The 25,497-nt window shown below is 70.3% G+C and carries 23 protein-coding genes and 1 pseudogene; 13 read left to right on the top strand and 11 right to left on the bottom strand.

Annotation, left to right across the window (positions count from 1 at the left end):
• The first annotated feature begins 91 nt into the window (after nucleotides 1-91).
• On the top strand, nucleotides 92-1,876 hold the full coding sequence (gene gcl, locus ABEA26_RS18405) for a glyoxylate carboligase (RefSeq protein ID WP_345593609.1): 1,785 nt from the start codon (nucleotides 92-94) through the stop codon (nucleotides 1,874-1,876).
• Between the two features lie 96 nt (nucleotides 1,877-1,972).
• Here the strand turns inward: gcl and ABEA26_RS18400 are convergent, their stop codons facing one another.
• From ABEA26_RS18400 to ABEA26_RS18380, 5 genes are all read right to left on the bottom strand, one after another.
• Nucleotides 1,973-2,605 (bottom strand): DUF2207 domain-containing protein, encoded by a 633-nt coding sequence (locus ABEA26_RS18400; RefSeq protein WP_345593608.1) that lies wholly within the window; start codon nucleotides 2,603-2,605, stop codon nucleotides 1,973-1,975.
• A gap of 67 nt (nucleotides 2,606-2,672) precedes the next feature.
• Nucleotides 2,673-2,918 carry a hypothetical protein gene (locus ABEA26_RS18395; protein WP_345593611.1) on the bottom strand — a complete coding sequence of 82 codons (246 nt, stop codon included), beginning with the start codon at nucleotides 2,916-2,918 and terminating at the stop codon, nucleotides 2,673-2,675.
• A gap of 461 nt (nucleotides 2,919-3,379) precedes the next feature.
• Nucleotides 3,380-4,843 carry a catalase gene (locus tag ABEA26_RS18390; RefSeq protein WP_345593607.1) on the bottom strand — a complete coding sequence of 488 codons (1,464 nt, stop codon included), beginning with the start codon at nucleotides 4,841-4,843 and terminating at the stop codon, nucleotides 3,380-3,382.
• A 178-nt stretch (nucleotides 4,844-5,021) separates the two neighbouring features.
• Nucleotides 5,022-5,912 (bottom strand): 2-hydroxy-3-oxopropionate reductase, encoded by an 891-nt coding sequence (locus ABEA26_RS18385; protein ID WP_345593606.1) that lies wholly within the window; start codon nucleotides 5,910-5,912, stop codon nucleotides 5,022-5,024.
• A 48-nt stretch (nucleotides 5,913-5,960) separates the two neighbouring features.
• Nucleotides 5,961-6,818 carry a TIM barrel protein gene (locus ABEA26_RS18380; RefSeq protein ID WP_345593605.1) on the bottom strand — a complete coding sequence of 286 codons (858 nt, stop codon included), beginning with the start codon at nucleotides 6,816-6,818 and terminating at the stop codon, nucleotides 5,961-5,963.
• 138 nt (nucleotides 6,819-6,956) lie between these two features.
• Between ABEA26_RS18380 and ABEA26_RS18375 the strand changes: the two genes are divergently transcribed.
• From ABEA26_RS18375 to ABEA26_RS18340, 8 genes are all read left to right on the top strand, one after another.
• Nucleotides 6,957-7,268, top strand: a complete 312-nt coding sequence (locus ABEA26_RS18375; RefSeq protein WP_345593604.1) for a YkoF family thiamine-binding protein — start codon at nucleotides 6,957-6,959, stop codon at nucleotides 7,266-7,268.
• Nucleotides 7,265-7,633 (top strand): helix-turn-helix domain-containing protein, encoded by a 369-nt coding sequence (locus tag ABEA26_RS18370; RefSeq protein WP_345593603.1) that lies wholly within the window; start codon nucleotides 7,265-7,267, stop codon nucleotides 7,631-7,633. The genes ABEA26_RS18375 and ABEA26_RS18370 overlap by 4 nt, the downstream gene beginning before the upstream one ends.
• A gap of 167 nt (nucleotides 7,634-7,800) precedes the next feature.
• Nucleotides 7,801-8,316, top strand: coding sequence for a 2-oxo-4-hydroxy-4-carboxy-5-ureidoimidazoline decarboxylase (gene uraD / locus ABEA26_RS18365; protein WP_345593602.1), 516 nt, complete (start codon nucleotides 7,801-7,803; stop codon nucleotides 8,314-8,316).
• Complete coding sequence (gene uraH / locus ABEA26_RS18360) at nucleotides 8,313-8,714, top strand: hydroxyisourate hydrolase (RefSeq protein WP_345593601.1); 402 nt, start codon at nucleotides 8,313-8,315, stop codon at nucleotides 8,712-8,714. The genes uraD and uraH overlap by 4 nt, the downstream gene beginning before the upstream one ends.
• A 7-nt stretch (nucleotides 8,715-8,721) precedes the next feature.
• The gene (gene pucL, locus ABEA26_RS18355; RefSeq protein ID WP_345593600.1) at nucleotides 8,722-9,657 is read left to right on the top strand and encodes a factor-independent urate hydroxylase; all 936 of its coding nucleotides are present in this window, start codon (nucleotides 8,722-8,724) and stop codon (nucleotides 9,655-9,657) included.
• A 69-nt stretch (nucleotides 9,658-9,726) separates the two neighbouring features.
• On the top strand, nucleotides 9,727-11,139 hold the full coding sequence (locus ABEA26_RS18350; RefSeq protein ID WP_345593599.1) for a nucleobase:cation symporter-2 family protein: 1,413 nt from the start codon (nucleotides 9,727-9,729) through the stop codon (nucleotides 11,137-11,139).
• Between the two features lie 70 nt (nucleotides 11,140-11,209).
• On the top strand, nucleotides 11,210-12,622 hold the full coding sequence (locus ABEA26_RS18345; RefSeq protein ID WP_345593598.1) for an 8-oxoguanine deaminase: 1,413 nt from the start codon (nucleotides 11,210-11,212) through the stop codon (nucleotides 12,620-12,622).
• 274 nt (nucleotides 12,623-12,896) lie between these two features.
• The gene (locus ABEA26_RS18340) at nucleotides 12,897-14,285 is read left to right on the top strand and encodes a nucleobase:cation symporter-2 family protein (protein ID WP_345593597.1); all 1,389 of its coding nucleotides are present in this window, start codon (nucleotides 12,897-12,899) and stop codon (nucleotides 14,283-14,285) included.
• A gap of 160 nt (nucleotides 14,286-14,445) precedes the next feature.
• Here ABEA26_RS18340 and ABEA26_RS18335 read toward each other — a convergent pair whose 3' ends face one another.
• On the bottom strand, nucleotides 14,446-14,817 hold the full coding sequence (locus ABEA26_RS18335; RefSeq protein WP_345593610.1) for a DUF6086 family protein: 372 nt from the start codon (nucleotides 14,815-14,817) through the stop codon (nucleotides 14,446-14,448).
• Nucleotides 14,817-18,413 (bottom strand): ALF repeat-containing protein, encoded by a 3,597-nt coding sequence (locus tag ABEA26_RS18330; RefSeq protein ID WP_345593596.1) that lies wholly within the window; start codon nucleotides 18,411-18,413, stop codon nucleotides 14,817-14,819. The genes ABEA26_RS18335 and ABEA26_RS18330 overlap by 1 nt, the downstream gene beginning before the upstream one ends.
• A 167-nt stretch (nucleotides 18,414-18,580) precedes the next feature.
• Between ABEA26_RS18330 and ABEA26_RS18325 the strand changes: the two genes are divergently transcribed.
• Nucleotides 18,581-19,330 (top strand): hypothetical protein, encoded by a 750-nt coding sequence (locus ABEA26_RS18325; protein ID WP_345593595.1) that lies wholly within the window; start codon nucleotides 18,581-18,583, stop codon nucleotides 19,328-19,330.
• A gap of 273 nt (nucleotides 19,331-19,603) precedes the next feature.
• On the opposite strand, the pseudogene ABEA26_RS18320 reads toward ABEA26_RS18325, so the two are convergent.
• From ABEA26_RS18320 to ABEA26_RS18310, 3 genes and pseudogenes are all read right to left on the bottom strand, one after another.
• Nucleotides 19,604-20,024, bottom strand: a pseudogene (locus tag ABEA26_RS18320) (acyl-CoA thioesterase).
• Between the two features lie 52 nt (nucleotides 20,025-20,076).
• On the bottom strand, nucleotides 20,077-20,718 hold the full coding sequence (locus ABEA26_RS18315) for a hypothetical protein (RefSeq protein WP_345593594.1): 642 nt from the start codon (nucleotides 20,716-20,718) through the stop codon (nucleotides 20,077-20,079).
• A 37-nt stretch (nucleotides 20,719-20,755) separates the two neighbouring features.
• The gene (locus ABEA26_RS18310) at nucleotides 20,756-21,358 is read right to left on the bottom strand and encodes a histidine phosphatase family protein (RefSeq protein WP_345593593.1); all 603 of its coding nucleotides are present in this window, start codon (nucleotides 21,356-21,358) and stop codon (nucleotides 20,756-20,758) included.
• 158 nt (nucleotides 21,359-21,516) lie between these two features.
• On the opposite strand from ABEA26_RS18310, the gene ABEA26_RS18305 reads away from it, so the two are divergent.
• Both ABEA26_RS18305 and ABEA26_RS18300 read left to right on the top strand, forming a co-directional pair.
• The gene (locus ABEA26_RS18305; RefSeq protein WP_345593592.1) at nucleotides 21,517-22,347 is read left to right on the top strand and encodes a helix-turn-helix domain-containing protein; all 831 of its coding nucleotides are present in this window, start codon (nucleotides 21,517-21,519) and stop codon (nucleotides 22,345-22,347) included.
• An 86-nt stretch (nucleotides 22,348-22,433) separates the two neighbouring features.
• Complete coding sequence (locus ABEA26_RS18300; RefSeq protein WP_345593591.1) at nucleotides 22,434-23,483, top strand: SMP-30/gluconolactonase/LRE family protein; 1,050 nt, start codon at nucleotides 22,434-22,436, stop codon at nucleotides 23,481-23,483.
• Between the two features lie 63 nt (nucleotides 23,484-23,546).
• On the opposite strand, the gene ABEA26_RS18295 is transcribed toward ABEA26_RS18300, so the two are convergent.
• Nucleotides 23,547-24,755 carry a pyridoxal phosphate-dependent aminotransferase gene (locus ABEA26_RS18295; RefSeq protein ID WP_345593590.1) on the bottom strand — a complete coding sequence of 403 codons (1,209 nt, stop codon included), beginning with the start codon at nucleotides 24,753-24,755 and terminating at the stop codon, nucleotides 23,547-23,549.
• Nucleotides 24,756-24,842: 87 nt separating this feature from the next.
• Here ABEA26_RS18295 and ABEA26_RS18290 point away from each other — a divergent pair, with 87 nt between their 5' ends.
• The gene (locus ABEA26_RS18290; RefSeq protein WP_345593589.1) at nucleotides 24,843-25,487 is read left to right on the top strand and encodes a winged helix-turn-helix transcriptional regulator; all 645 of its coding nucleotides are present in this window, start codon (nucleotides 24,843-24,845) and stop codon (nucleotides 25,485-25,487) included.
• Nucleotides 25,488-25,497: the final 10 nt, after the last annotated feature.

Genomic DNA, 25,497 nt, shown 5'->3' with positions numbered 1-25,497 from the left:
ACAAATTTCGCTATACGGAAGTTGCTACGGAAGTGCTCACCGCGGGGCGCGACGGGAGTGCGAATCCGACAGCCGACAGCAGGAGTACTCGATGGCTCGTATGACCGCTGCCCGAGCGGCAGTTGAGATTCTCAAGCGCGAGGGCGTCACGGACGCGTTCGGTGTGCCGGGCGCGGCGATCAACCCCTTCTACGCGGCGCTCAAGGCCTCCGGCGGTGTCCAGCACACCCTCGCCCGCCACGTCGAGGGCGCCTCGCACATGGCCGAGGGCTACACCCGGACCCACGCCGGCAACATCGGCGTCTGCATCGGCACCTCCGGGCCGGCCGGCACCGACATGATCACCGGCCTGTACTCGGCGATCGGCGACTCGATCCCGATCCTGTGCATCACCGGCCAGGCGCCGACCGCGGTGATCCACAAGGAGGACTTCCAGGCCGTCGACATCGCCTCGATCGCCAAGCCGGTCACCAAGATGGCCGTCACCGTCCTGGAGGCCGCCCAGGTCCCCGGCGTCTTCCAGCAGGCGTTCCACCTCATGCGCTCCGGCCGGCCCGGCCCGGTCCTGATCGACCTGCCGATCGACGTCCAGATGACGGAGATCGAGTTCGACCCGGACACCTACGAGCCGCTCCCGGTCTACAAGCCGGCCGCGAGCCGCGCCCAGATCGAGAAGGCGATCGGCATGCTGTGCGCCGCCGAGCGCCCGCTGATCGTGGCCGGCGGTGGTGTCATCAACGCCGACGCCGCCGACCTCCTTCTCGAGTTCGCCGAGTTGACCGGCACCCCGGTCGTGCCGACCCTGATGGGCTGGGGCCTGCTGCCCGACGACCACGAGCTGAACGCCGGCATGGTCGGCCTCCAGACCTCGCACCGCTACGGCAACGCGACCTTCCTGGAGTCCGACTTCGTCCTCGGCATCGGCAACCGCTGGGCCAACCGCCACACCGGCAAGCTCGACGTCTACACCGCCGGACGCAAGTTCGTCCACGTCGACGTCGAGCCGACCCAGATCGGCAAGATCTTCGCACCGGACTACGGCATCGCCTCCGACGCGAAGGCCGCCCTGGCGCTGTTCGTCGAGGTCGCGGGGGAGCTGAAGGCGGCCGGCAGGCTGCCCGACCGCTCGGTGTGGGCCGCCGCGGCGCAGGAGAGGAAGGCCACGCTCCAGCGCCGTACGCACTTCGACGACATCCCGATCAAGCCGCAGCGCGTCTACGAGGAGATGAACAAGGCCTTCGGACCGGAGACCCGGTACGTCTCCACCATCGGCCTCTCCCAGATCGCCGGCGCGCAGATGCTGCACGTCTACCGCCCGCGGCACTGGATCAACTGCGGCCAGGCCGGCCCGCTCGGCTGGACCGTCCCGGCCGCCCTCGGCGTCGCCAAGGCCGACCCCGGCACCCAGGTCGTGGCGCTCTCCGGCGACTACGACTTCCAGTTCATGCTGGAGGAACTGGCCGTCGGCGCGCAGCACAAGATCCCGTACGTGCACGTCCTGGTGAACAACTCCTACCTGGGCCTGATCCGGCAGGCGCAGCGGGCGTTCGAGATCGACTTCCAGGTCAACCTGGAGTTCGAGAACATCAACTCGCCCGAGCTGGGCGTCTACGGCGTCGACCACGTCAAGGTCGCCGAGGGCCTGGGCTGCAAGGCGATCCGGGTGACCGACCCCGGTGAGCTGGGCGCGGCCCTGGAGCAGGCCAAGAAGCTCGCCGCCGAGCACCAGGTGCCGGTCGTGGTCGAGGCGATCCTGGAGCGCGTCACCAACATCTCCATGTCGGGCACCAACGACATCGGCAACGTCGTGGAGTTCGAGGAGCTGGCGACCGAGCCGGGGCACGCCCCGACCGCCGTCCGGACGCTGAAGGTCTGACCCGTACGCGGCACGCGGAAGAGCGGCCCGTTCCTGACGGACGGGCCACTCTTCCGCGTGCCCTGCCGCCGTTTCCGCTCAGTCACCGTTTTCCGCTCAGTCGCCTCCGCCTCCGCCTCCGCCTCCGCCTCCGCCGCCCCCGCCGCAGTAGTACGCCATGCCGCCCCCCGAGCCGCTGCCGCGTTCCGGCGGGGAGTGCTTGAGCAGGTTCCTGCCCGTCACTTCCACCCGTTCGACGAGTCCCGCCCGCAGGGAGAAGCGGGGCAACAGGACGCGCAGGGCGGCCACGTCGTGCAGGGCGACGGCGAGCAGCCTGTCGTCGGCCGTCATGCCGCGCCGGCTCGTGGGCAGCGGGTGCGACTCCCGCAGGGCCCGCACCCGGCGGCGGGCGGCACGTGTCGGACCGAGCAGCGGGTAGCGCAGCAACCCGGCCTCCGCCAAGGGGATCCGCGTCAGCGCCAGCGCGAGGCGGATGTCCGGGTGCCGGGTCAGCCTCCGTACCGGCAGGGGCTCGTACAGACACTCCCGCACCGCCTTGGCCAGGGCCGGGAGGGGCACCGCGGCCGCCCCCGGCGGCGACGACAGGGACCGTACGGTGCCCGGCGGACCGGCGTCGAGGGCGCCCCGCAGATACAGGTCCACCACGGCGACCGTCACGGCGGCACGGGGGCCGCCGCGCAGCAACGCGACCTCGTGCGGTGCGAGCCGGACCGTTGTGCCGTCGTCCATGTGACCACCCCCGAGACCACCCCGCGTTGCCCGGGTTGTGCCCGCTGCCGAGGGCGCCTACGCGCTTTCAGCCGTCGTGGTTCTCGTGATGCTCGTGCAGTCCCGGCCAGTCGTCCGGGCCACCGCCCTGCCACTCGACCAGCTCGCTCTCCTCGACGTCGGTCACGTAGAGGTCGGCGAGGCGCAACAGCTCGGCGACGTCATCGGCGTGCGAGGCGACGCCGAGGGCCTCGTCGCCGGAGGTGACCCGGCGGGACCCGTCCAGGGCGGGGGCGTGGACGACGATGTGCGGGTGTTCGGGTGGGTGTGCCATTGCCATGCCTTCAGGCTGCTGCGCGGGCGCGGAATCCGCACCCCGGCACCAGGGCGGACTGCACCCGGGCGAAACGCCGCAGAGCGCCGGATGCGGGACCGTCCGCATCCGGCGCTCTCCGGCCGGTGAAGGTTCTTCGAGTGGTGTCCGTCCGACAGCGCGAGTCTGGGCGCGACAGGTCGTTCGCGCCGCCGGACGGAGTTTCCGGGGCCCCTTTTCGCCAAGGGGCGGGTGGTGGCTGGGACCGCGGCGGTGCGACGGGACCGGACGGCTTCTCCCCTCAGGTCGTAGGAGAAGCTCCGGTGCCCTTCACCACCGCACTGGCTCGCAGGCCGCCGCGGTCCTGGCCCTGCCCGCGCCGGCACCGTGCGGCCACCCCTCATCCGGGCCGCTCCGGTGCCTTCGCGAGCCGCGCACACGGTCCCGGCCTCCCCGCCGGGGCCCGTGCGCGAGCTGGTGGATCAGTCCTCGCGCAGGGCGCGGACCGCCTCCTGAACACGCTTGCCGTACTCCGGGTCGGCGGCGTGGAAGTGCGCGAGGTTCTTCTCGACCACGTCGTTGCGGGAGACCTGGGAGAGGCCGCCGGCGATGTTCGCGATCAGACGCTTCTTCTCGTCCCCGGTCATCAGGCGGTACAGCTCACCGGCCTGGAAGAAGGGGTCGTCCTTGGTGTGCAGCGGCGCCTCGTGGGTGCCGGTGTGGCCGGACACCGCGAGCGGGGCGGCCAGCGGGCGGCCGGTCTCGACCGGGCCGTCGTAGGAGTTCGGCTCGTAGTTCCTGGCGTCACGGCCCTGCGGGTTGGAGGCCATCAGGCCGTCGCGGCCGTAGTTGTCCGCGCCACCGGGCACCGCCTTCGGCGCGTTCACCGCGAGCTGGGTGTGGTTGACGCCCAGGCGGTAGCGGTGGGCGTCCGCGTAGGCGAACAGGCGGCCCTGGAGCATCTTGTCGGGGGAGGGGCCGATACCCGGAACGAAGTTGTTCGGGGAGAACGCGGCCTGCTCGACCTCGGCGAAGACGTTGTCCGGGTTGCGGTCCAGCACCAGCCGGCCCACGCGGCGCAGCGGGTAGTCGCCGTGCGGCCACACCTTGGTCACGTCGAACGGGTTGAAGCGGTAGTTCGCCGCCTCGGCCACCGGCATCAGCTGCACGTGCAGCGTCCAGGACGGGTACACGCCCCGCTCGATCGCCTGCACCAGGTCCGTCTGGTGCGAGGTCGGGTCCTGGCCCGCGAGCTCCGCCGCCTGCTCGGCGGTCAGGGAGCGGATGCCCTGGTCCGTCTTGAAGTGGTACTTGACGAAGAAGGACTCGCCCTTGCCGTTCGTCCACTGGTAGGTGTGCGAGCCGAAGCCGTCCATGTGGCGGTACGACGCCGGGATGCCGCGGTCGCCCATCAGCCAGGTCACCTGGTGCGTGGCCTCGGGGGAGTGCGCCCAGAAGTCCCAGACGTTGTCCGGCTCCTGACGGCCCGAGAACGGGTCGCGCTTCTGCGAGTGGATGAAGTCGGGGAACTTGATCGGGTCCTTGATGAAGAACACCGGGGTGTTGTTGCCGACGAGGTCGTAGTTGCCCTCTTCGGTGTAGAACTTCAGCGCGAAGCCGCGCGGGTCGCGGACCGCGTCCGCGCCGCCCAGCGAGTCGGCCACGGTGGAGAAGCGCAGGAAGACCTCGGTGCGCTTGCCGACCGTGTTCAGGAAGTCGGCGTGAGTGACGTCGGTGACGTCGTCGGTCACCTCGAAGTGACCGTAGGCGCCGGAACCGCGGGCGTGCACCACACGCTCCGGGATGCGCTCGCGGTTGAAGCGGGCGAGCTTCTCCAGCAGGTGCTGGTCCTGGATCAGGAGCGGGCCGCCGATGCCGGCGGAGGCGGAGTTCTGGTTGTCGGCGACCGGGGCGCCGGACTCTGTCGTGAGCACGCGCTGCGACATCGGGGACCTTCCGTGCGAGGGGTCAGCGGAAACTTGTTTCCGCTTCGTGGAGCCTAGATTTGGGGCGGAGGCACGTCAACAGTTTGTTGAAGTGGGTTCCGGGCGGCGCCGCCGCTCGGGCGCGACAGGACAGGTGTCAGCGACGGCGCCGCCCGGAAGTCTCGTGGGCCGCCCGCGGTCAGACCTGGGCGCCGGAGAGGCGCTCCACGGCCCGCAGCAGGGCCGAGTGGTCCAGGCCGCCGTCGCCCTGGGTGCGCAGCGAGGCGACCAGCTGGGCGACCACGGCGCCGACCGGCAGCGCGGCGCCGACGTTGCGGGCGGCGTCGGTGACGATGCCCATGTCCTTGTGGTGCAGGTCGATGCGGAAGCCCGGCTTGAAGTCGCGGGCCAGGAAGTTGTCCTTCTTCCGCGTCAGCACGGTGGAGCCCGCCAGGCCGCCGCCCAGGACGTCGAGGGCGGCCTTGAGGTCCACGCCCGACTTCTCCAGGAAGACGACGGCCTCGGCGCACGCCTGGATGTTCACGGCGACGATCAGCTGGTTGGCGGCCTTCACGGTCTGGCCCGAGCCGTGCGGACCGCACAGCACGATGGTCTTGCCCAGTGCCTCCAGGAGCGGCTTGGCCTCGTCGAAGTCGGCCTGCTCACCGCCGACCATGATGGACAGCACGGCCTCGACGGCACCGGCCTCACCGCCGGAGACGGGGGCGTCCAGGACGCGGACGCCCTTGTCCTTCGCGGCCTTCGCCAGGTCGACGGAGGTCTGCGGGGTGATGGAGGACATGTCGACCAGCAGGGCGCCGGACTTCGCGTTCTCCAGGATGCCCTCGGGGCCGTAGGCGATGGCCTCGACCTGGGGGGACGCGGGCACCATGGTGACGATCACGTCGGCGTCGCGCACGGCCTCGGCGATCGAGCCGGCCACGGTGCCGCCGGCGGCGGACAGGCGGTCCAGCTTCTCCTGCTCCAGGGTGAAGCCGGTGACCTGGTAACCCGCCTTGATCAGGTTCTCCGACATGGGGGATCCCATGATGCCGAGACCGATCCAGGCGACCTTGGGAAGCGTGCTCATGATGGGTGCCTCTCTGACAATCTCTGAAAAGTTCCTGCGGGGTGGCGTTCAGCGGGCCGCGCGGGCCTCGGCCGGCAGCCAGGTGAAGGACTCGGCGCTCGGGTTGTCGCCCGGCTTGTACTCCAGGCCGACCCAGCCGTCGTATCCGGCCTTCCTCAGCCGGCCGAGCAGCTCCTCCAGCGGGAGGGAGCCCGTGCCGGGCGCGCCGCGGCCGGGGTTGTCGGCGATCTGCACGTGGCCGGTCTTCGCGGCGTACGCGTCGATCACCCGCGGCAGGTCCTCGCCGTTCATGGACAGGTGGTACAGGTCCATGAGGAACTTGGCGTTGCCGAGCCCCGTGGCCTCGTTGACCTGGTCGACGACCGCGACGGCGGCCGGCGCCGACACCAGCGGGTACAGCGGCGACTCGGGCTCGTTGAGCGCCTCGACCAGCAGGACGGCGCCGATCCGGTCGGCCGCGCGGGCGGCGAGGACCAGGTTCTCCAGGGCGAGCCTGTCCTGCTCGGCCGGGTCCACGCCCTCGACGCGGTTGCCGTACAGCGCGTTGAGCGCCGTGCAGCCCAGCGACTTCGCGAAGTCGGCGGCCACGTCGATGTTGGCGCGGAACCGGTCCGACTCCTCGCCGAGGACCGACAGCGCACCGCGGTCGGGACCGGGCAGCTGTCCCGCGTAGAAGTTCAGCCCGGTCAGCTGCACGCCCGCGTCCTCGATGGCCTTCTTCAGGGCGTCGAGCTCGGCCTGCTCGGGGGTGGGCGAGTCGATCCAGGGCCACCACAGCTCGACCGCGGTGAAGCCGGCCGCGGCGGCGGCCGCGGGGCGCTCCAGGAGCGGGAGTTCCGTGAAGAGGATCGACAGGTTGACGTTGAAGCGCTGGTCTGCGGCTGTGCTCCACTCGAAACCTGGCATCGGGTGCCGCGCTCCCTTCCGTTCGATCGTGTTCCGCATTACGGAAGTTCGTTTCTGCTTAATGGAAGATTGCCGTCAGGGCTTCCGCCTTGTCAAGAGGGGGCGGCGGAAACGGTCACCGCGCGTTAGGTTGACCGGGTGCGATTGAGAGTGGAGTTCACGACCGAGCCCTTCGACCTGGACGAGGCACCCGCGCACGCGGTGGTGGCCCGGGAGGTCGTCGAGGCCGCCGAGCTGGACGCGGTCGACGTCGGCCCCTTCGGCAACACCGCCGAGGGCGGCGCCGACGGGGTGCTCACCGCCGTGGACGCGCTGCTGCGCCGGTCCTTGGAAGCGGGCGCCACCCGGATCTCGCTCCAGGTGAACGTGGTCGAGGAGAGTGCATCCGAGAAGAACGCGACCGAGGAGAGAGCGTCAGGGAAGAGCGCCGCAGAGGAGGGTGAGCGGTGACGGGTCCGGGGGAGGAACCCTTCATCGTGGCCGTGAAGCCCCTGGTCGACGCCATCGGCGGCGAGCTGCTCCCGCCCGACGAGGCGGGCCAGGACGACGTCGTGCTCTCCTGGGAGGGTGCTGACGTCGTCGCCGTACGCCTGCCGCAGCTCGCCGACTCCCTGGACCACATCCTGGCCGCCATGGAGCGTCGGCAGGGCAGGCCGCTGGCCGAACTCGACCGGCGGACCAAGCAGGAGGTCGTGCGGGTCCTGGAGGCGCGCGGCGCCTTCTCCGTGCGGCACGGGGTGGAGACCGTCGCGGGCGCCCTCGGCGTCAGCCGCTTCACCGTCTACAACTACCTCAACCGCGAGAAGGGCACCTGACCGCGAACGGGTCTTCGACCAGGTGCGACCTCGTGAACAGCAAGCCGCCGTCCGGTTACCGGGCGGCGGCTTTCGTTCTCCCGAATTTTCAACAAAGTGTTGACGGCTTGTTTCCGAGGGCGTTAGCTATCGGCACGCCCGTTCAGCACAAGGCCACGGAGGCTCCCGTGACGTCCATTTCCGCGTCGGGCCTGGCCCGTTTCAACACCCTCGAGGAGTCCGCCGCGCTCGCGGAACTCCACGAGGCGTGCGCCTCCACGGCGTGGGCCCGGCACCTGATCGCAGCACGCCCCCATGCCACCCCCGAGGACCTGTACGCCGCCAGTGACGCCGCCATGGCCGAGCTGACGGCGGACGACCTGGCGGAGGCGATGGCCGGGCATCCGCCGATCGGCCGCCCCAAGCCGGGGGACCCGACCTCGTCCCGCGAACAGGCCGGGATGGCCGGCGCCGCCGAGGAACTCAAGGCGGAGATGCTCGAACTGAACCTGGCCTACCAGGAGAAGTTCGGCCACGTCTTCCTCATCTGCGCCACCGGCCGAACCGGCGAGCAGATGCGGGACGCGGCTGCGGAGCGGATCGGCAACTCGCCCGAGCAGGAGCGGGAGATCGTCCGCACCGAACTGGGGAAGATCAACCGCATCCGCCTGACCCGACTCGTCGAACAGGACGCCCGACCATGAGCACCAGCACCACCGCCTCCGTGTCCACGCACATCCTGGACACCAGCGTCGGCCGCCCCGCCGAGGCCGTAGCCGTCCAACTCGCCGCCCGCGCGGGCGGCGACGCGGACTGGCGGACACTCGGCGGCTCCGCGACCGACGCGGACGGCCGGTGCAAGGACCTGCCGGCCCTGCCGGAGGGCACCACACACGTACGACTCGACTTCGACACCGAGACGTACTTCGCCAAGAAACAAGCCGCGGCCCAGCAGGACGCCCCCGCGCTCCGGGACAGCGAGAACGGCCGGCCGGTGTTCTTCCCCGAGGTCACCATCACCTTCGCGGTGGTGCCCGGGGAGCACTACCACGTTCCGCTGCTGCTCAACCCGTTCGGCTACTCCGTTTACCGAGGGAGCTGACCGACACATGACCCGTTTCGTCCTGGGACAGAACCAGTACGGCAAGGCAGAGAACCGCGTTGTCAAGATCACGCGGGACGGCGACACGCACCACATCAAGGACCTGAACGTCTCCGTCGCCCTCTCCGGTGACATGGAGGAGGTCCACCGCAGCGGGTCCAACGCGAACGTCCTGCCGACCGACACCACCAAGAACACGGTGTTCGCCTTCGCCAAGGAGCACGGGATCGAGAGCGCCGAGGACCTCGGCGTCAAGCTCGCCCGCCACTTCGTGGACAACAACGACCCCATCCACCAGGCCCGCATCCGCGTCGAGGAGTACGGCTGGGAGCGGATCGAGACCTCGAAGGGCGGCGCCCGCTTCGTCGGCTCGGAGGAGATCGCCCACTCCTTCGTCCGCACGGGCCAGGAGACCCGCGTCGCGGAGATCACCTACGACGGCCACGGCATCCAGGTGCTCTCCGGCTTCAAGGACCTGACCGTCCTGAACTCGACCAACTCCGAGTTCTTCGGCTACCTGAAGGACAAGTACACCACCCTCAAGGAGGACTACGACCGGATCCTCGCCACCACCGTCTCCACCTGGTGGCGGCACAACTGGGACGGCGTCGACTCGCACGCCCCCGACTGGGACCGCTCGTACAGCGGAGTGCGCAAGCACGCGCTCCAGGCGTTCGCCGAGACCTACTCGTACTCGCTCCAGCAGACCCTCTTCGAGATGGGTGTGCGGGTGCTGAACTCCCGCGACGAGGTCGACGAGATCCGCTTCTCCATGCCCAACAAGCACCACTTCCGCTCGGACCTGTCGCCCTTCGGGATCGACAACGACCCCAAGGACGGCGCCGTCTACTACGCCGCCGACCGTCCGTACGGCCTGATCGAGGCCACCATCCTGCGCGACGGCGCCGAGCAACTCATCCCGGTCGACATGACCAACCTCTGACGCGGGAAGCGCGCCACCGGCCCGGCCCCCCCCCCGGGGCCGGTGGCGCGCCACACCGGAGGGAAGACCATGGCACAGCCTGCAACGGAGCCGGCGAAAGGCTCCTGTTCCACCCCGCCGGTGCACACGGAGGACGCCGTCACGTCCGTGCACCCGGTGGACGAGAAGCTCCACCCCTCGCGGCTCGCCCCCGCCGCGCTCCAGCACATCGCCGCCATGTACGCGGGCGTCGTCACCCCTCCACTCATCATCGGCCAGGCCTGCGGACTCGACCTCGAGGGCCGCACCAGGCTGATCGCCGCGAGCCTGCTCATCGCCGGTGTCGCGACCCTGCTCCAGACCCTCGGCGTCAAGGGCTTCATCGGCAACCGCCTGCCGTTCGTCAACGCGGCCTCCTCGGCCGGCATCGCACCCATCCTCGCCATCGCCGAGACCAACGGTGACGGCCGCCAACTCCCCGCCATCTACGGCGCGGTGATGGTCGCCGGCGTCTTCTGCCTCGCCGTCGGCCCGTTCTTCGGCCGGCTGCTCCGCTTCTTCCCACCCCTGGTCACCGGCGTCGTCATCACCCTCATCGGCGTCACCCTGATGCCGGTCCCGGTCGGCTGGGCCCAGGGCGGCGACGAGAGCGCCGCCGACTTCGGCTCGATGCGCAACCTCGCGCTCGCCGCGTTCACCCTCGCCGTCATCCTCGTCATGCAGCGCTTCGGCAAGGGCTTCCTCAAGCAGGTCGCCCTGCTCTTCGGCCTGCTCGTCGGCACCCTGGTCGCCATCCCCGTGGGCATGGCGGACTTCAGCGCCCTGAAGTCCGCGCCGGTGGCCGCGCTGCCCACGCCCTTCGCCTTCGGAGCCCCCGAGTTCCAGCCCGCGGCCATCCTGTCGCTGTGCATCGTGATGCTGGTCCTGATGACCGAGTCGTCCGCCGGCATGCTCGCCCTCGGCGAGATCTGCGACCGCCCCGCCGACGCCGAGGTGATCACCCGCGGCCTGCGCACCGACGGCCTCGCCACCCTGGTCGGCCCCGTCTTCGGCGGCTTCCCCACCTCCGCCTTCGCCCAGAACGTGGGCGTCGTCACCCTCACCCGGGTACGCAGCCGCTACGTCGTCGCCGTCGCCGGCGCCACCCTGCTCGTCCTGGGCGCCTTCCCGGTCCTCGGCGCGGTCGTCTCCCTGGTCCCCATGCCCGTCCTGGGCGGCGCGGGCATCGTGCTCTTCGGCTCGATCGCCGTCAGCGGCATCCGTACGCTGGCCGAAGCCGGCCTCGACGACAGCTCCAACATCATCCTGGTGGCCGTGGCGCTCGGCGCCGGCATCATCCCGCTGGCCGCGCCGACCTTCTACGCCGAGTTCCCCGCCTGGGCGCAGACCGTCCTCGGCTCCGGCATCAGCGCCGGCGCGCTCGTCGCGGTCACGCTCAACCTGTTCTTCCACCATCTCGGCACCCGGAGCCGCACCACCGTTCCGGCACTCAAATCCTCCTAGGGTCCTGCCGTGCCCTCCCCGTGGGTACTCACTCCAGCCCATGGGCCGCACTGAAAGAGAAGGAAGCAGCATGGCAGCATCATCGGCACCGGAGCGCGTGTCCGAGCGCGTGGTCGAGCGCGTGGTCATCGAGAACTGCGCGATCGCCACGGTGGACGCGGGCGACACCGAGATCGCCTCGGGCCACCTCGTCCTCGCGGGCAACAGGATCGAGTCCGTCGGCGCGGGAGGGGCACCCGAGGGCCTGGCGAACGTGGTGCGCCGGATCGACGCGACCGGTCACCTGGTCACGCCCGGCCTGGTCAACACCCACCACCACTTCTACCAGTGGATCACCCGTGGTCTGGCCACCGACCACAACCTGTTCGACTGGCTGGTCGCGCTGTACCCGACCTGGGCGCGCATCGACGAGCCGATGGCCTACACGGCGGCCCAGGGCTCACTCGCCATGATGGCCCGCGGCGGCGTCACCACCGCCATGGACCACCACTACGTCTTCCCGCGGGGCTCCGGCGACCTGTCCGGGGCGATCATCCGCGCCGCCCGCGAGATGGGCGTCCGCTTCACCCTCGCCCGCGGCTCCATGGACCGCGGCGAGTCCGACGGCGGACTGCCGCCGGACTTCGCGGTGGAGAGCCTGGACGGCGCGCTCGCCGCCACCGAGGCCACCGTCCGGGAACACCACGACGCCTCCTTCGACGCCATGACCCAGGTCGCGGTCGCCCCCTGCTCCCCCTTCTCCGTCTCCACCGAACTGATGCGCCAGGGCGCGGAGCTGGCCCGCCGGCTCGGCGTACGGCTGCACACCCACGGCTCGGAGACCGTGGAGGAGGAGAAGTTCTGCCACGAGCTGTTCGGCATGGGCCCGACCGACTACTTCGAATCCACCGGCTGGCTCGGCGAGGACGTGTGGATGGCGCACTGCGTCCACATGAACGACTCCGACATCGCCGCCTTCGCCCGCACGAGGACCGGCGTCGCGCACTGCCCGTCCTCCAACGCGCGACTCGCCGCCGGAATCGCCCGCGTCCCCGACATGCTCGCCGCCGGCGTCCCGGTCGGCCTCGGCGTCGACGGCACCGCCTCCAACGAGTCCGGCGAACTCCACACCGAACTGCGAGGCGCCCTGCTGATCAACCGCCTCGGCGCCCACCGCGAGGCCGCGCTGAACGCCCGCCAGGCGCTGCGCCTGGGCACCTACGGCGGTGCCCAGGTCCTGGGCCGGGCCGCCGAGACCGGCTCGCTGGAGGCGGGCAAGCTGGCCGACCTGGTGCTGTGGCGGATGGACACCGTCGCCCACTCCTCGATCGCCGACCCGGTGACCGCCCTGGTCCTCGGCGCAGCCGCCCCGGTCACGGCGTCGTTCGTGAACGGCCGCCAGATCGTCGAGAACGGCCGACTGCTCACCGCCGACGAGGACGCCATCGCCCGCTCCACCCGGGACGAGGCACGACGCCTGGCAACGATCGCCGCACAGGGATGAGCAGCAACACCGCACAGCAGAGCTGAGCAGCACCTCCGAACAACCGAACACCACTTGATCTCCGGCCGGGAGGGACGGCTTCCGGCCGGTAGCCGTGGACCCGAGCGGGGTCCATGGCGGCTGTCTCCGGGGCGCGTGCGCCCAAGCGCGCACGCTCCCGGAGCGGTCACCGTTTCCCGGAACGGTCCGTCCCGGTCCCGCACGACCACCACCCGCACCACCTCCCTGACACCCGCGTCAGAGCCGACGTGTACCCGACCGGAGGAACGCCGCCGTGGCCGACCACCCTGTTGACGAGAAACTCCCGCCACTGAAAATGGCGACGACCGGCCTGCAGCACGTGGCCGCCATGTACGCCGGAGTCGTCGCTCCACCACTGATCGTCGGTGCGGCCATCGGCCTGACCGCGACCGAACTGACCTTCCTCACCGGCGCCTGCCTGTTCACCGCCGGCCTCGCCACCTTCCTGCAGACGCTGGGCATCTGGAAGATCGGCGCCCGGCTGCCCTTCGTGAACGGCGTCACCTTTGCCGGCGTCGCCCCCATGACCGCGATCGTCGCCTCCACCGAGGACAAGTCCGACGCGTTGCCGATCATCTTCGGCGCCGTCATCGTCGCCGGACTCATAGGTTTCTTCGCGGCCCCCTTCTTCAGCAAGGCGATCCGGTTCTTCCCACCGGTCGTCACCGGTACGGTCATCACCCTCATCGGTATATCCCTGCTGCCCGTGGCCTTCGGCTGGGCGCAGGGCCCCAGCCCCGAGGCCGACGACTTCGGATCGTCGACCAACCTGGGCCTGGCCGCGATCACCCTCGTCATCGTCCTCCTGCTGCGCCGCTTCACCCGCGGCTTCGTCAAGCAGATCGCCGTGCTGCTGGGTCTGGTCGCGGGCACGCTCATCGCCATCCCGTTCGGCGTCACGGACTTCGGGCCGGTCGCGGACGCGAGCATTGTCGGCTTCCCGACCCCGTTCCACTTCGGCGCCCCGCAGTTCCAACTCGCCGCGATCCTCTCCATGTGCGTGGTGATGGTGGTCTCGATGACCGAGTCCACCGCCGACATGCTCGCCCTGGGCGAGATCGTGGATCGCCCGGCCGACGAGAAGACCATCGCGGCCGGCCTGCGCGCCGACACCCTCGGCTCCGCGCTGAGCCCGGTCTTCAACGGCTTCATGTGCAGCGCCTTCGCTCAGAACATCGGCCTCGTCGCGATGACGAAGATCCGCAGCCGCTTCGTCGTGGCCGCGGGCGGCGGCTTCCTGGTTCTGATGGGCCTGTGCCCGATGGCCGCCTCGCTCATCGCCGTCGTGCCCCGCCCGGTGCTCGGCGGCGCCGGCGTGGTGCTGTTCGGCTCGGTCGCGGCCAGCGGTATCCAGACCCTGGTCCGGGCGAGCCTCGACAAGGACAACAACGTCCTGATCGTGGCGGTCTCCCTGGCCGTCGGCATCATCCCGATCGCGGCGCCGGAGTTCTACCACTCGTTCCCGGAGAACGCGAAGATCATTCTCGACTCGGGCATCTCGACCGGCTGTCTGGCCGCCGTCCTGCTCAACCTGGTCTTCAACCACATCGGCGGCCGGGGGAAGGAAGCGGAGGACGTGACCCATCCGATGGAGGCGGGAACGGAGATCACCGAGGCATCCCGGGCCCCGGCCACCCCGTGAGACCGGCACCGGGTGAACCCCGGGCCTTAAAGAGGGCCGGCGCCTCGACCAGAGGCGCCGGCCCGCACATGTTCCGGGCGTCGACGCGCACACGTCCCGGGGGCGGTACTGCGGGGCGACCGGTTGCCCGGGCCGCCCCGCAGTCCGTACGAAGGCCGGCTCAGTCTTCCCACATGGCGCGCACGTAGGAGTCCAGCTCCGCCAGCAGACCGTCCTCACTCTCAGGTGTCCGAGTGATCGATCCGCCGCCCTTCTCGAGCATCACGATCGAGGGCAGCAAGAGCCCACGGAGGAGACCGTGCAGGACGAAGTTGTTGGTGGCGCAATACCTGTCGTAAAGCCCCTGGGTGAACTGTTGGAACACGGCCAGGTCCACGTCACTTCCACCGAGTCGCTCGTTCTCGGTCAAGCCCGTCGACATACCGTGCAGTTCGCCGGCTTCCCGGGCAAGGGCCACGTAGGCCTGCCCCACCCTGAGCGCCGGATCCCACAGAGTTCTTGACCTGTCGGTGGCTTGGAACGGGTAACCCATCAGAACCACTTCGTCATGATGTGCACGTCCGGATACTTCTCCCTCAGTTTCTGGAACCGGGCCTCGACTGCCTCCATGAACCGCGAGTCCTGATTCGGCCTGGTGAACCGGAAGCCGATGGAGGCATCTCGATAATGCTCGGGAAGCTGCTTACGAGCCCTCAGGTACTTCTCGAACTTCTCCTCGATGTGCTCATCGAGCCAGCCGTCGTCTGCCCAGTAGCCGAGAACGCTCTTGTCCTCCCACAGGATGTCATCCTCGAAGAGGTCGATGTCGGTGATGATGTTCCCCGTGTCAGGGTCGAACACATCGTAGTCGATCTTACCCTCGAGACAGCCCTTGCCGACCCCCGCCGCCTGTGCGGCCATCATGGTCGTCATACCGGAGACGATCTTGCAGCCGCGCTTGGCCCACGTAAGGCCCTCGTAGGCCTTGTTCAGCGCCTTGAGTTTGCTGGAAATGAGGACATCCACCGCGAGGAATCCGCAGTTGGATAGGTCCCTTTTGTCGAGGCACGCTTCGAGTTCTGTGAGGCCGGTGAGTTCTGCGGTGACGCCCCACAGTTCTTCCATGGCGTCGCCGAACTCGTCCCCATAGGCGATGATGTCGCAGTAGACGTCGCTGTGCTGGCACCAGCGGGCGAACTCCTGTGGGTCGCAGGGGACGATTGACTGTCCGCAGCGGTATTGCTTGCGGGCACGGACGCCAGGGTCGTTCATCGCCTTCTGCTTGGCGGCGATGGCGGCCTTGCGGCGGACTTCCTCCTCTTCCCGGTACTTCTTGACCGCGATGGTGAAGGCCTCGGTGGCAGCTTTGAGTGCGGCATCGGCGTCCTTGCCGGCGGCGATCGCCGACGCGCGTGCCTGGTCGGCGGCGACCCATGCGCGAGACGCCGACACCTGAGCCATGTCCGAGGAGAGGGTGGCGTCCGTGGCGGACAGGGCGGCGTCCTCGGCTGCGAGGTTGGCGTCCTGGGCTGCGGCGCGTGCGGTCGCGGCGGACTCGGCAGCGCTGGCCGCCGAGGCTTCGGCGTCCTTGGCGTGCTGGGCAGCCTCGTCGGCGTATCCCTGGGCCTCCTCGGCGTATTCGTCCGCCTTCACCGCCCAGCCGTTGGCCTCGTCGGCGGCCTTGCGGGCCTTGGCGGCCACCTTCTGCGCGAGCGCGGCATCCTTCTGGGCGTTCGCCGCGACCTTCGACGCGTCGGCAATCAGCTTCTGGACCTGAGCCACGTGAGTGGCCGTGAGGTGGTCCTTGCGCGCCGCCTTGTACTGACCGGAGGCGATGAAGGCGTGCAGCGTCGCAGGCGAGCCCTCCAGCGCGACCCGGGCCGCGGACTTGACCTCGGGACCACCGACGGAGACCAGCTGCGCGGCTCTGACTCGCTCGTCCTGGTTCCGCGCGGTGTACTGCGTCTCGACCAGGAACTCACTGTATTTCTTCGGGTCGCCGCTATTGAGCGCCGCCCTGCCCGTCTCGGTGACGACCGGGCCCGCCTCGGAGACGACCTGTGCGATGGCCACGCGCATGCTCTGGGAAGCCACCTGGTACTGGCCTCCATTGACGAAGGCGGTGACGGTCGCGGCGTCGCCGGCGAGTGCGACCTCAGCCGCTGCCCGGATCTCCGGGGTTGCGCTCTCTTCGGCGAGGCGCGCGACGTAGGAGCGCTCGTCCTGCTGCCCGGCGGTCTCCCAGCCGTTCTTCAGATAGTCGAGGACGACGTCGCCGGGGCCGGCCAGTGCGGCTTCGGCTGCCGCTCGTTCCCAGGCCGTTCCGTTCTTCATCGCCAGTACGGCCAGCTTCCGACCCTGGGCCGCTATCGCGGCCCGGTCGGCGCCCGGTTCGGCGGCCTCGGCCACCAGCCGGTCGCGTTCGGCGTCCCGGTCCAGGACTGCCTGCTCCAGCTCGGCCAGACCCTCGGTGCGGGCGGCGTGCGCCGCCTTCTGGTCCCTGGCACGTTCGATGCCGGCGTTGGTGCGGCCCAGCAGCTCCTCGGCCTCCACCTCGCGGGCGAGCGTGTAGATCTCCTGGGCTTTGGCCACGGTGGCCGAAGCCGTGTTCGCGGCCGCGGTGGCGGCGTTGGCATGCGCGGTGGACTTGGTGGCCGCCGTAGCGGCGTCACCCGCATGCTCGGCGGCATCGTCCGCCGCGGCTGCTGCGTTCCTCGCGTGAGTCGCCGCTGATCGAGCGGCGTCACGGGCGTCCCCTGCGGCCGTGGCAGCTTTGCGGGCGAGTCTTTCGGCTTCGGCGGCGGCACGGTTGGCCTCCTGCGCGTGGCGCCTGGTGGCTGCCGCGGCGGCACGCGCCTCGGCGGCGGCAGCGCTGGAGTCCCCCGCGTAGCCACTCGCCGCTGCCGCGGCGTCAGCCGCGAGATTGGCATTGCTGCCCGCGCTCCTTGCCGAGGCCGCGGCGTCACCGGCCGCGGTGGCTGCCTTGAACGCCTCGTCGGCGGCGTCAGCGGCCAGGTCGGCGCCCTTGGCGATGTTGCGTGCGTTCTCCGCGGCGGTACGCGCGGCGTCCGCGTTGTCCGCGTCCACAGCGGCGTTGGCTGCCGCGGCCTGGGCGCGGGCTGCGGCCTGGGATGCGGCAGCGGCGGCGGCCGCCGCCTGAGAGGCAGCGTTCGCGGCTATACGCGCGGAATTGTTCGCGGCACGAGCTGCGTTGATCGCCTTCTGGGCCGAGGCGGCAGCCTGGGTGGCTGCCTTGGCGGCACGGCCCGCGGCACGGGCGGCCTTGCCGGTGTCGTCCTTGGCGGCCTCGGCCTCGGCTGCGGCCTTTAGGGCCGCTTCCTTGGCCAGTTTGGACGCCTCGATCGCTTCTGCAGATGCCTCCTTGGCCGCCTTGGTCTCCTTGGCCGCCTGCCGGCCCGCCTCCTGCGCCTGCCGGGCCAGCTGGGCAACCGTGGAGTGCTCCACGTCCTTGTTGCGCGCGACGAACTGGCCGACCTCCAGGAATTCCCGACGGTCCTCCGGCGGGCCGTACAGCGCCAGACGCCCCGCGGCCTGCACGTTGGCGCCGCCCACGCTGATGATCTGGACGACCTGCACGCGCTCGTCCTGCTCACGCGCGGTGTACTGGCCCGCGCTGAGGAACGCGCTGACGTCCTCCGGCGTACCGTTCAGCGCGGCCCGCCCGGCGTCCTGCACGTTCGGCCCGGCGGTGCTGATGATCCTCGCGACTTGAACGCGCTGGTCCTGCTCCAGCGGATCCTGCCAGCCGTCGTCCAGGAAGTCTTCCAGAGCGCCGGGCGTGTCGGCCAGTGCGGCTCGGGCCGCGGTCAGGAGCTCCGTACCGCCGACACTGGCCATCTGGGCGGTGGTCACGCGATTGTCCTGGTGCGCGATGCCGTCCACAGCTGCGAGGAACGCCTGGAGGTCGGCATCGGTCCCGGTCAGCGCGGCCTCGGCCGCTGCCTTGACCCCGGGCCCGCCCTCCTTCCAGTAGTCCACGACCCGGCCGCGGTCCGTGGGAGTCGCCTCCGCCAGGGCGGCAAGCTGTACCGCCGACGTCGGAGCTTCCTCGGCCACGGCGGGGGTGGACCCCAGCAGGCTCACAGTCAGGGCGAAGGGCAACAGGCCCAGCGCCGAAGCTCGTATCATGCTCCAGGCTCCGCGCGGGCCTCTCGGCCCTTGGGTTCTTCGGTTCACCAAAGACTCGTCTCGTTCGAGGCAGCTCTCACCGGCTGCCGATTCGGTGCTGCGTGATCTTAAGCATCGGTTGATGCAGTGTGAGAAGAGCGTGTCAGCCCGGTAGTTGGAGCGACGTCGTGCGCTTCAGCACTCTCTACCGGGCACCGCAGGGGAGGCGATTGACGCCGGCAGGCGAGCGTCCTCCTGTGTGGCGGATCGCACAGGAATCCTCATCTGTCGATACGTTAGTCTTCAGCGGCATTCTGATCGTCAGCCAGTACAGCGTGACGGGGGCAAGGGTTTGGGGGCACCGTTTCGGACTTGGTGCCACTCCGCGCTGCCTGAAGGGACTTTTGATGACATCACGCGTACGCAGACGCATGCTGGTCGGTATCGCAGCGACAGTCGCCTCCGTGGCAGGGGTGACCTCGATCGCCTTCGCCACGTCGGCCCCGTCCTCGGTTTCGGCGGGCACCGCGGCGGCGGACTTGCCTCCGTCCGCGGTCGAGGATTTCAACTACCCGAATGCCGAGCAGGTCCTCGCAGAGGAAGGCATTCTCCTGAAGAGGGGCGACGGCCACATCACGCTGGCCGACTGTGACTTCTCAGTCGATCAGATCAGGGTGCAGACCGTCGCTGACCCAACGGTGGGCCGGAAGGAGCTGTACTGCTTCAAGGCCACTGACGCGGTCGGCTATATCACCTTGGAACTTCCCCGCGTGTTCGCCCTCGAAGCCGCGGACCGGCCCATCAGCGCCGACCTGACCGCCGAAGGCGAGACCACCACCGTGAACGTCGCCGAGGGGCAGTTCGTCACTGTGGGCGAGGGAGACCTTCCTTCCGGGGGCAAGCAATCCGTTCTGGTCGAGATCCGCGTCACGGGCTGACCGACTCCGACCGAGGCCAGGTTCGGGTGATCGGCCGAACGGCCCCTGACGATCCGGCGCCGGTGGATCGCCGTGCCGCCTTCGGGCTCGGACTCGGGCTGGACGACTGCGGCGTCGATCACCTTCCTGCGGTGTCGGGCGCCGGCCCGTGCCGGTCACGTGGAGAGCCGTGATGGCGATCCGAGAGAGCGGGTGAAGGTTGCCTGGCCCTACGCAACCTCGAGTGGGACGGGCCGGCGCCCGCACCGTCCATGGACGCCCGGGGGGCGCGGGTCACAGACCGAGGACTCCGGGCTCCGCGGCCAGTTCCTTGAACTGCTGTCGTGGATCGGCCACCAGCTTGCGGGCGCTCAGGCCGATGACCCCGCCGACCGCATCGATCTCGGCGGCCACCGTGCCGTCCGCCTTGCAGATGATCTGCCGATCCGGAAGGTATTGCACTCGCCCCACGCGAACCCACACGTCACCTCCACCTCGTTCCCGGTGAGCAGCTCCCGCCGGAAGCGGAGGGTCGTCTCCAGGGCGACGGGGCCCACGCCCCGGGCCACGAATCGGCCTGCCGGATGCCGGCCGCCTGGAACAGCGACCAGCGGGTGTGCTCCACGTAGTTCAGGTACACGGACTGGCTCAGATGTCCCTGTGCGTCGGTCTCGTGCCCGCGGACGGTCGCGGGCACGGCAAACAGCTGGCTCACCGCTACCGCCTATCCTCCTGGACGTGCTGACCGACCGATCTTGGCATGTTCCTCACACCCTGCGCGGGGAGGCCAGCAGATAACGGGTCCGCGTGCGCGGCTCGGTGTGCTCCCCCGCCTGCCAACCGGCCCGGACCAGCACCGCAGCGCAGTCCCGCAGTGCCGTGCCAGCGGACTCGTACACGGCGACGGCCTCGGGCTGCGGCGTCGCACGTACCCGGTAGCCGTCACCGTCGTCTGGCCCGGCCGGCCGGCACCCGGCCGCCTCCAGAGCCAGCGCGGCGGCCTGTACGAGATGCGTGCACTCCCATCTGCACGGCCGGTCCGTCGCCCCGTCGGGATGCGTCATCCGGCGCAGCTCCAGCAGCCCCTGCCATGCGCTCCGCACCTCACGCAGTCGCGCCGGACCACCTTCCGGCGCGGGATCCTCGCCGCCGACCCGCGAGATGAACACGCCACCGGCGGCCGGCGAGGGCGGCTCGGCAGCCGGAGGCGCCTCGTCCTCGTCGGAATCCTTCCGTATCCGGTGCCCTGCCGGCGTCAGGAAGTGGTCGTGCGGCGGGCGCGGGTGCCGGAAGGCGAGCCCCCGCTTCACCAGCGTCGCAAGCTGCGCCTCCGTGCTTCTCAGACGCCCGGTCACGGGGTCGGCGGCGGCGATGACACGCTGCTGGGCGGCGGTCGGCGACAGTGCCACGGCGTGCTTCTCCCCTCATGGGTCATACCTCAGAAGGCTAAGACACAGGTCTGACATTCCACGCGGCCACCACCGGCCGCGCGTGCTCCGTGCCCAGCCGGCACAGCGTGCCCGTGCCCAGCTGGAACAGTGCCCCGTGCGACGCCGGAAGCCCCAGGTAGCGCGCGGTGAGCGCCCGCAGGAAGTGCCCGTGCGCCACCAGCACCACGCACCCCTCCGTGTTGGCGAAGGCGGCCTCCACCCTGGCCAGCACCCGGTCGGCCCGATCGCCGACCTGCTCCGGAGACTCCCCGGGACGGTCCGGGGGCCCGGGCTCGACCCCGTCCGTGAACAGGAACCAGTCCGGCCGGCTGCGATGGATCTCCACCGTCGTGACCCCCTCGTACCCGCCGTAGTCCCACTCGTGCAGGTCGGGGTCGATCCGCACCTCCTCCTGCAACCCGATCAGCTCGGCCGTCTCCCGGGCCCGCTGGAACGGGCTGACGAACGCGGCCCCGATCCGGTGCGACCGGATCAACGGCACGAGACTCCGCGCCTGGTCCCGCCCGTGTTCGGTCAGTGGCACGTCCGTCAGCCCGGTGTGCCGCCCGGACCGCGACCACTCGGTCTCGCCGTGCCGGACCAGAAAGAGATCACCCATGCCGCCCAGGCTACGGTCGGAAACCTGGCGATCGGTGCGCGCGTACGTCCGCGTGTGCCGTGTCGGTGCCCCGCCGTGCCCGGGAGCCGTCGGACCCGGGTACGGCGCGGCCCGTGGACGGCGAACCCGGGGACGCCGGGGAGGGCGATAATGAACCCATGCGGTCACGTGGCGAGTTGGGGGACTTCGTACGCTCACGGCGGGCCAGGATCCGGCCCGAGGACGTCGGTTTCGCCTCCGGCTCGGGCCTGCGGCGCGTGCCGGGGCTGCGCCGTGAGGAGCTGGCGCACCTGGCGGGGGTGAGCATCGACTACTACGTACGCCTGGAGCAGGGCCGAAACCGCAGCGTCTCGGACGCCGTGCTCGGTGCGGTGGCCGCCGCCCTGAGGCTGGACGAGGACGAGCGCGCCCATCTCTTCCGACTGGCGCGGCCCCAGAGCCCGGAGCCGGACACCGGGCAGTCCGTCCCCGGTGAGGCGGCTCGCCCCGGCGTGCGCAGGCTGCTGGAATGGATCACCGCTCCCGCGCTCGCCATGGGCCGCCGGATGGACGTACTGGCCTGGAACCGGCCCGTGTGCGCCCTCATCACCGATTTCGCCGCACTGCCCGTGGCCGACCGCAACCTGTGCCGACTCCATCTGCTGAACGACGAGATCGGCGGCCGCTACCCCGACCGCGAGATGATCGCCCGCGAGGCGGTGGGCCATCTCCGCATCGCGGCGGGCCGCTTCCCCGAGGACCCCGAACTCTGGCGGCTGGTCGAGGAACTCAACGAGGGCAGCGAGGAGTTCCGGCGCCACTGGCAGCAGCACACCGTGCGCACCAAGTCCCACGGTCTCAAACGCATCGACCACCCCGAGGCCGGCCCGCTCACGCTCTCGTACGAGATCACCCACTTCCCCCAGGACCCCGAGCTGAGCCTCCTCGTCTACACGGCCGCTCCGGGCTCGCCCGAGGAGGAGGCGCTGCGCGTCATGGCCAAGGCGTAGGCCGGTGAGGGGGCACCGGGAGTACCCAGGTTCGCCGTGCCCCCGGTGGGACGGAGCGGAGGGAACCGGGCCCCGACCGGCCCAGGATGGACGAAACCACCCGCCCCACCTACCCCACCGAGGCCTCCATGCGCCTGCTCGCCTCCGCCCTGGCAACCGTCACCGTGATCGCCGTCACCGCCGTCGCCGGCTCCCAGGCCGCCGCCGGCTCCGAATCCGCTGCCCGCTCCGGATCCGCCACCGCGCGGCTCCCCGACCACTACGTGATCCCGGGGGAGAAGGCCTTCCCCACCGGGGTGGCCTACGACCCGCGCAGCGGGCACTACTACGTGGGCAGCGCCCAGGACGGCACCCTCTACCGGGGGCATGTACGCAAACCCGCCGCACGGGTCTGGTCGCCCGACGGGCGGGACGGACGGTCCTTCACCGCCGGCATGACCATCGACGGTGAGGGGCGGCTCTACGTCAACGGGGGCGCCACGGGCACGCTGCGGGTCTACGACTCGGCGACCGGCACCCTGCTGACCACACAGCACGGCGCGAAGGGCGGTTTCGTCAACGACGTCACGGTGGCCGCGGACGGTACCGCCTACGTCACCGACTCCTTCAAGCCGGTCGTCTACCGCCTGACCGAGGACGAGCGCGGCCGGTGGAGGCTGGAGCACTGGCTCGACGTCGACGCCTCGGGCGTCGACTGGATCGACGGACAGCACAACCTCAACGGCATCGTGGCGGTCGGCAGCCGCCACCTGCTCGCCGTGCAGAGCAACACCGGGAAGCTGTGGCGCATCGACCGCTCCACCGGCCGGACCACCGAGGTCGACCTCGGCGGCCACACCCTGGTCAACGGCGACGCCCTGGCATGGAGGGACGGCCGCCTCTACGTCACCCAGGGCAACCTGTACGACGATCCCGACACGGAGCCGCAGGTCGCCGTCCTCGAGATGGACGAAGACCTCTCGAGTGGCCGGTTCGTGCACGGTCTCGTGCCGCCCGAGGGCCTGCTTCACCCCTCCGCCGCGGTCATCACCGACCACGACCGTCTTCTCGTCGTGAACAGCCAGTACAACCGCTGGGCCGTCGGACTTCCCCCGCAGAGCCTGCCCTTCACGGTCTCCAGCCTGCCGATCGAGTAGCGGACGACGACCGGTACGGCGCCGCACGGACGGCCGACCGGGGTGCCGCTCCCCGGGCCGCGGCTACTGCCGGTACCCGCTCAGGAAGCGCCCGATCCGCCCGATCGCCGCCTCCAGGTCGTCCGCGTGGGGCAGCGTCAGGATGCGGAAGTGGTCGGGGGAGGGCCAGTTGAAGCCGGTGCCCTGGACGACCTGGATCTTCTCCCTCAGCAGCAGGTCCAGGACGAACCTCTCGTCGTCGTGGATCTTGTGCACGGCCGGGTCGATGCGCGGGAACGCGTACAGCGCGCCCTTCGGCTTCACGCAGGAGACGCCGGGGATCTCGTTCAGCTTCTCCCAGGCCACGTCCCGCTGTTCGCGCAGTCGCCCGCCCGGAGCCGTCAGCTCGTGGATGGACTGGCGACCCCCGAGCGCGGCCTGGATGGCGTACTGGGCGGGCGCGTTGGCGCACAGCCGCATGGAGGCCAGCATGGTCAGGCCCTCCAGGTAGTCGCGGGCGTGCTGCCGCGGGCCGGTGACCACCATCCAGCCGGAGCGGAAGCCCGCCACCCGGTACGTCTTCGACAGGCCGCAGAAGGTGAGGACCACTAGGTCGGGGGCGAGCGCGGCGGCCGAGTGGTGCACGGCGTCGTCGTACAGGATCTGGTCGTAGATCTCGTCGGCGAAGACCATCAGGCCGTGGCGGCGGGCGAGGTCGAGGATGCCCTCGACGATCTCCTTGGGGTAGACGGCGCCGGTGGGGTTGTTCGGGTTGATGACGACGACCGCCTTGGTGCGGTCGGTGATCTTGGACTCCATGTCGGCCAGGTCCGGGTACCACTCCGCCTGCTCGTCGCACAGGTAGTGCACCGCCTTGCCGCCCGCGAGGGAGGTCACCGCCGTCCAGAGGGGGAAGTCGGGGGCGGGGATCAGTACCTCGTCGCCGTCCTCCAGCAGGGCCTGGACGGCCATGGAGATCAGCTCGGAGACGCCGTTGCCCAGGAAGACGTCGTCCACGTCCACTTCCAGGCCGAGCGCCTGGTAGCGCTGGGCGACGGCTCGCCGGGCGGAGAGGATGCCGCGCGAGTCCGTGTAACCGTGCGCCCGCGGCAGCATGCGGATCATGTCCTGGACGATCTCCTCCGGCGCCTCGAACCCGAAGGCGGCCGGGTTGCCGGTGTTGAGGCGCAGCACGCTGTGCCCCGCCTCCTCCAGCGCGTTGGCGTGCTCGATGACCGGGCCGCGGATCTCGTAACAGACCTCGCTGAGCTTGTTCGACTGCCGGAATTCCATGCGGCGCTTCCCCTCCGGTATCTGGTGTTGCTTGGTTTTACCAAGTTGGAGCTTGGAAAGTCCAACAACTTGTCTACACTGCGTCGCATGTCACCTCGCCGAAGCTACGACCAGTACTGTTCCGCCGCCCGCGCGCTCGACACCGTCGGCGACCGCTGGACCCTGCTGATCGTCCGGGAGTTGCTCGCAGGACCGCGGCGCTACACGGACCTGCACGCCGACCTGCCCGGCGTCAGTACGGACGTACTCGCCTCGCGGCTCAAGGACATGGAGCGCGACGGGCTGACGACCCGGCGCCGGCTGCCCCCGCCGGGAGTGGCGTACGTCTATGAACTCAGCCGGCGCGGACGCGGGTTGCTGCCGGTGCTGGAGGCGCTGGGGGTGTGGGGCGCCGGAGAGCTGGGGGAGCGGCGGCCGACGGACGCCGTACGGGCGCACTGGTTCGCGCTGCCCCTGCTGCGGGCCCTGCGGGAGGCCGGGGCTGGCGAGGGGCTCGTCGAGGTCCGGCTGGAGGAGGGGGAATTCCATCTGCACGCGGGTACGGACGAGCGCCGGGGACCCGTGTACGGCGACGGGCCCGCTCCGGCGGAACCCGACGCCCGCCTGGTGCTGGACGCCGGCACCTGCGCGGCGCTCAGTCGCGGGGAGCTGGACCTGGGGGAAGCGGTGCGCGACGGCCGCGTCGAGGTGACCGGTGACGGCACGGTGGCCAAGACGCTTCAGGCGGGGTGAAACGTCAGGA

This window comes from Streptomyces marokkonensis, from assembly GCF_039539045.1.
Taxonomy (GTDB): Bacteria; Actinomycetota; Actinomycetes; order Streptomycetales; family Streptomycetaceae; genus Streptomyces; species Streptomyces marokkonensis.
This window is presented reverse-complemented; position numbering and strand designations above follow the sequence as displayed.

Excerpts from the sequence above, each read along its gene's own strand:
- gcl (WP_345593609.1), top strand. The coding sequence starts at position 92 with ATGGCTCGTATGACCGCTGCCCGAGCGGCAGTTGAGATTCTCAAGCGC.
- ABEA26_RS18400 (WP_345593608.1), bottom strand. The coding sequence starts at position 2,605 with ATGGACGACGGCACAACGGTCCGGCTCGCACCGCACGAGGTCGCGTTG.
- ABEA26_RS18395 (WP_345593611.1), bottom strand. The coding sequence starts at position 2,918 with ATGGCACACCCACCCGAACACCCGCACATCGTCGTCCACGCCCCCGCC.
- ABEA26_RS18390 (WP_345593607.1), bottom strand. The coding sequence starts at position 4,843 with ATGTCGCAGCGCGTGCTCACGACAGAGTCCGGCGCCCCGGTCGCCGAC.
- ABEA26_RS18385 (WP_345593606.1), bottom strand. The coding sequence starts at position 5,912 with ATGAGCACGCTTCCCAAGGTCGCCTGGATCGGTCTCGGCATCATGGGA.
- ABEA26_RS18380 (WP_345593605.1), bottom strand. The coding sequence starts at position 6,818 with ATGCCAGGTTTCGAGTGGAGCACAGCCGCAGACCAGCGCTTCAACGTC.
- uraH (WP_345593601.1), top strand. The coding sequence starts at position 8,313 with ATGAGCACCAGCACCACCGCCTCCGTGTCCACGCACATCCTGGACACC.
- pucL (WP_345593600.1), top strand. The coding sequence starts at position 8,722 with ATGACCCGTTTCGTCCTGGGACAGAACCAGTACGGCAAGGCAGAGAAC.
- ABEA26_RS18350 (WP_345593599.1), top strand. The coding sequence starts at position 9,727 with ATGGCACAGCCTGCAACGGAGCCGGCGAAAGGCTCCTGTTCCACCCCG.
- ABEA26_RS18345 (WP_345593598.1), top strand. The coding sequence starts at position 11,210 with ATGGCAGCATCATCGGCACCGGAGCGCGTGTCCGAGCGCGTGGTCGAG.
- ABEA26_RS18335 (WP_345593610.1), bottom strand. The coding sequence starts at position 14,817 with ATGGGTTACCCGTTCCAAGCCACCGACAGGTCAAGAACTCTGTGGGAT.
- ABEA26_RS18330 (WP_345593596.1), bottom strand. The coding sequence starts at position 18,413 with ATGATACGAGCTTCGGCGCTGGGCCTGTTGCCCTTCGCCCTGACTGTG.
- ABEA26_RS18310 (WP_345593593.1), bottom strand. The coding sequence starts at position 21,358 with ATGGGTGATCTCTTTCTGGTCCGGCACGGCGAGACCGAGTGGTCGCGG.
- ABEA26_RS18305 (WP_345593592.1), top strand. The coding sequence starts at position 21,517 with ATGCGGTCACGTGGCGAGTTGGGGGACTTCGTACGCTCACGGCGGGCC.
- ABEA26_RS18300 (WP_345593591.1), top strand. The coding sequence starts at position 22,434 with ATGGACGAAACCACCCGCCCCACCTACCCCACCGAGGCCTCCATGCGC.
- ABEA26_RS18295 (WP_345593590.1), bottom strand. The coding sequence starts at position 24,755 with ATGGAATTCCGGCAGTCGAACAAGCTCAGCGAGGTCTGTTACGAGATC.
- ABEA26_RS18290 (WP_345593589.1), top strand. The coding sequence starts at position 24,843 with ATGTCACCTCGCCGAAGCTACGACCAGTACTGTTCCGCCGCCCGCGCG.